Annotated in this window: 3 protein-coding genes; 2 read left to right on the top strand and 1 reads right to left on the bottom strand. The window is 77.5% G+C overall.

The genetic code is table 11. From position 1 onward, the window contains the following. Both ABZ873_RS33915 and ABZ873_RS33910 read left to right on the top strand, forming a co-directional pair. A partial coding sequence (locus ABZ873_RS33915; protein WP_360880654.1) for an ABC transporter ATP-binding protein occupies positions 1–1,856 on the top strand: 1,856 nt, incomplete at its 5' end. Next, the gene (locus tag ABZ873_RS33910; RefSeq protein WP_360880651.1) at positions 1,853–3,631 is read left to right on the top strand and encodes an ABC transporter ATP-binding protein; all 1,779 of its coding nucleotides are present in this window, start codon (positions 1,853–1,855) and stop codon (positions 3,629–3,631) included. The genes ABZ873_RS33915 and ABZ873_RS33910, both read left to right, overlap by 4 nt. Before the next feature lie 34 nt (positions 3,632–3,665). On the opposite strand, the gene ABZ873_RS33905 is transcribed toward ABZ873_RS33910, so the two are convergent. Then, entirely contained in the window at positions 3,666–4,274 is a 609-nt protein-coding gene (locus tag ABZ873_RS33905) for a response regulator transcription factor (RefSeq protein ID WP_360880648.1), read from the bottom strand. Between the last annotated feature and the right edge of the window lie 210 nt (positions 4,275–4,484).

Raw genomic sequence — 4,484 nt, 5'->3', positions numbered from 1 at the left:
CCGGCCGGGCCGCCGCCCCGGAAGCGCCCCCGGCGGGCGATCCGGCCGCCGACCCGGCCCTCGCCCGCGGCGCCGACCGCGCGCTGATCGGGGCCGCCCGGCACAGCGCGGGCCGTACCGCCGGCATCCTCGGGTGCACCCTGGCGGGCGCCGCCGCCGCCCTCGCCGAACCGGCCGTCCTCGGCCACACCCTCGACCTGCTGCTCCGCGGGGACCCGGCGGGCCCCACCTGGACCCTGCTGTGCGCCGCGGTCATCACCGCCGACGTGCTGCTCGACGCCGCAGCGGCCCGACTCACCGGCGAGGTGGACGGCCGCTCCACCGCCCGCCTGCGCCGCCTCGCCCTCGGCCGCCTCCTCGGCACCTTCCCGCACCTCGCGGCCCGCGACGCCCCCGGGGACACCGCCGCCCGCCTGACCGCGCACGCCACCGAGGCGGGCAAGGCCCCGGCCGCCGCAGCCCACGCCGTGGCCGCCCTGCTGCCGCCGGTCGGCGCGATCGCCGCGCTCCTCCTCATCGACGTGTGGACGGCTCTCGCCTTCCTCCTCGGCCTCCCGCTGCTGGCCCTGCTGCTGCGCGCCTTCGCCCGCGACACCCTCGCCAGCGTCGCCCGCTACCAGCAGGTCCAGCTGGAGACCGCCGGCCGCCTCGCGGAGGCCATGGCCGGGGCCCGCACCATCGCCGCCGCCGGCACGGCAGGGCGCGAACGCGCCCGGATCCTCGCCGGACTGCCCGAACTGGGCACCGAGGGCCGGCGCATGTGGCGGGTCTACGGCGGCACCACGGCCCGCTCCGCGACCCTCATGCCGCTGATCCTCTACACCGTCCTCGCCGTCGGCGGCCTGCGCCTGTCGGCCGGGGCCCTCGGCGTCGGCGACCTCCTCGCCGCCCTGCGCTACGCCACCCTCGCCGCCGGAGTCGGGGCCGTACCGGCGGCCCTCGCGGCCGTGGTCCGCGGCCGGGCCGCCGCCCGGCGCACCGCGCACCTGCTGACCCTGACCCCGCGCGGCCATGGGCCCGCCACCCTGCCCGCCGACGGCCCCGGCACCCTGGAACTGCGGAACGTGAGCGTCGTACGCGGCGGATCGACCGTGCTGCACGACCTCAGCCTGGTGATCCCGGGCGGGGCCACCGTCGCCGTCGTGGGCCGCTCCGGCGCGGGCAAGACCCTCTTCGCCGCCGTGGCCGGACGGCTCACCGACCCCGACGAGGGCGAGGTCCTGCTGGACGGCGTCCCCCTGGGCGAGCTCGGCCCGGGGGAACTGCGCCGGGAGGCCGGCTACGCCTTCGACCGGCCCGCCCTGATCGGGGACACCGTCGCGGACGCCATCGGCTTCGGCGACGGCCCGGCCCCCGGCCCCGAAGCCGTCCGCGCCGCCGCCCGCGCGGCCGGTGCGGACCTCTTCGTCAGCCGCCTGCCCCACGGCTACGCCACCCGCCTGGCCGACGCCCCCCTGTCCGGGGGCGAGGTCCAACGCCTGGGCCTGGCAAGGGCGTTCTGCCACGCGGGCCGCCTCCTGATCCTGGACGACGCCACCTCCAGCCTCGACACCGTCACCGCCCGGCAGGTCGAGCGGGCGCTCGCCCACGAGGTCCGGCCCGGCACCCGGATCGTGGTCGCCCACCGGCTCTCCTCCGCCGCCCGGTCCGACCTCGTCGTCTGGCTCGACCACGGGAGGGTGCGGGCGGTCGGCACCCACGAGCGGCTGTGGTCCCGCCACGAGGGCTACCGGGAGGTCTTCGCCTCCGGCACCCCGGCCGAACCCGCTCCAGGCGAGCCCACCACCCCCGAGCCCACCCGCGCCGAGCCCGCCCCCGCACCGCGCCCCCCGGCCGGGAAGGAGCCCGTACGGTGAGCGGACACGAAGCCGCCCGGCAGCGTGTGGGGGCCGAGGGCCGCCGCTTCCTCCGGGGCCGCGCCTCCGCCCTCGTACGGCTCGGCGCATGGTCCCTCCTGGAGTCCGCGCATACCTTCCTCGGCGGCTACGGCGTGGCCCGCGCCCTCGACGACGGCTTCCTCGCCGGGCATACCGCCACCGGACTCGCCTGGCTGGCCGCCGCCGCGGCCGCCGCGCTCCTCGGCGGACCGGCCCTGCGCCGGGTCTTCCACGCCCTCGCCGACCTCGTGGAGCCGCTGCGCGACGGCCTGGTCCGGCGCGCCGTGCGCCAGGCGCTGGACCGGGCCGTCACCGACCCGGCGCGCGCCCCCGGCACCGGCGCGGTGTCCCGGTTGACCCAGCAGACCGAGATGGCCCGGGACTCCTTCGCCGGACTGGTGCTCACCGCCCGCTCCTTCGTGTTCACCGCCGTGGGCGCCCTCGCGGGCATGGCCGCACTGGCCCCCGTACTGCTGCTCGTCGTCCTGCCCCCGCTGCTGCTCGGCGCCGCCGCCTTCCTGGCCACCCTGCGCCCCCTGGCCGCCGTACAGCGCCGCTCCCTGGACACCGACGAGGCGTTGGCGGACCGGGTGGGGGAGCTCGCCGACGGGCTGCGCGACATCGTCGCCCGCGGTGCGGGGCGCACGGCCGAGGCCCGGGTGGAACCGCTGATCGCCGCCCAGGAGGAGCTGGCGGCCCGGACCGCCCGCTGGGCCGCCCTGCGCACCCTCGCCCTGGGCACCGCCGGACGGCTGCCGGTGATCGCGCTGCTCGCCGCCACCCCGTGGCTGCTCGGGCGGGGGGTCACCGCCGGCACCCTGGCGGGCGCCCTCACCTACCTGGTCACCGCCCTGCTGCCCGCCCTCAACTCGCTGATGACGGCACTCGGTTCGGCCGGTACCCGGCTGCTCGTGGTCCTCGAACGCTTCTGCGACCCGGCGCCGCCCGGCCCGGAGGTGGGGCCCCTTCCGGCCGCCCCCGCCCCGCCACGGATCCCCGCCGGCCGCGGCCCGGCCCCCGCGGCCGAACTCCGCGGGGTCACCTTCGCCTACGGGCCCGGCGCCACCCCCGTGCTCGACTCCCTCGACCTGGTGGTCCGCCCCGGGGAACACCTCGCGGTGGTCGGCCCCAGCGGCATCGGCAAGTCCACCCTCACGGCGCTGCTGGCCGGGATGCTGCCGCCCGACGCGGGCACGGTCCTCGTCGCCGGAGTCCCCGCCCGCCGCCCCGGCGGCACCAGCGGCCCCGATCCGCGACGGACCCTGCTCCCGCAGCGGGCCTACGTGTTCACCGGCACCGTACGGGAGAACCTCACCCTCTTCTCGCCGGGCGCGGGCACACCCGTACCCGGGGACGACCGGCTGTGGCACGCCGTCGACGCCCTGGGGCTGCGCCCGCTGGTGTCCCGGCTCGGGGGGCTCGACGGCGAGCTGTCCCCCCGGCTGCTGTCCCGCGGCGAGAGCCAGCACCTGGCCCTCGCCGCCGCCTACCTCTCACCCGCCCCGCTGCTGCTGCTCGACGAGGCCACCTGCCACCTCGACCCGCTGACCGAGGAGCGCGCCGAACGGGCCCTCGCGGACCGTCCCGGCACCCTTGTCGTCGTCGCCCACCGGGTCTCGTCGGCGGCCCGCGCCGACCGGGTCCTCGTCCTCGACGGGACCCGCGCCGTATGCGGCACGCATGCGGAACTCCCGGGCAGATCAGCCCTGTACCGCGATCTCGTGGGGCAGTGGCACGCGCCCGCCGGGGGCTGAGGAGAGGACCCCCGCACGGCCGCGGACCCGGGTATCAGACCCAGCCCTCCCGGCGGGATATCCGGATCGCGTCGATGAGGTTGCGCGCACCCGTCTTACGGGTCGCCGCGGCGATGTAGTTGCGGACCGTACCGCTCGCCAGATGCAGGCTGCGCGCTATCTCGGCGACGGAGTCCCCCTCCGCGGCGCGCACCAGCACGCTGACCTCGCGCGGGCTCAGCGGCAAGGGGTCGGCGCACATGAAGGCCGACGCCAGCGAGGCGTCGATGAAACGTTCCCCCGCGGCGACCTTCCGGACGGCGCGGACGAGACGGCCGGGCGAACCGTCCTTGTCCACATAGCCGCGGGCCTCGGCCCGGAAGGCCCGGTGCAGGGACCCCGGCGCGCCGGTGGACGCCAGCACCAGCATGGGGGAGGGCGAGGCCCCCGTACGGCTCTTCGCGCGCCGCTCGTCGGACAGTACGGCCGTGATCCCCGGACAGTCGAGGTCCACCACGGTCACGTCCGGCCTTAAGGACTCCGTCTGCCGCGCCGCGGTCTTCCAGCCGGCCGAGGTGACGTCGAACGAGCCCTCCGATCTCAGCAGGGCGGCCAGTGCGGACCTGACCAGGCTGACACTGTGCAGAACGAGAACCTTCGTCATCGCGTGCCCCTCCTCGGTGAACGAACCCAGCAGCACCACGCGGCTGCCCCGGTACCGGGTTGATGGAACGTCACACCGGGGGGCGTGCGGGCGCACACGGAGAACTTGGCCGAGAAGGGGGAGGTCCCGGCGGCCGGATCCCTTCCCCAGTCCGATATCCGGCCCTGGCGGCCCTGGCGGACCGGCGCGGCTCCTCCGCTCAGGGGAGGA

Origin of the sequence: Streptomyces sp. NPDC047014, from assembly GCF_040644195.1 — a bacterium.
In the GTDB taxonomy this organism is placed as follows: domain Bacteria; phylum Actinomycetota; class Actinomycetes; order Streptomycetales; family Streptomycetaceae; genus Streptomyces.
The sequence above is the reverse complement of the archived record's forward strand: the minus strand, read 5'-3'. Positions and strand labels throughout refer to the sequence as shown.

Coding starts and splice junctions, on each gene's coding strand:
- ABZ873_RS33905 (WP_360880648.1), bottom strand. CDS start 4,274: ATGACGAAGGTTCTCGTTCTGCACAGTGTCAGCCTGGTCAGGTCCGCA.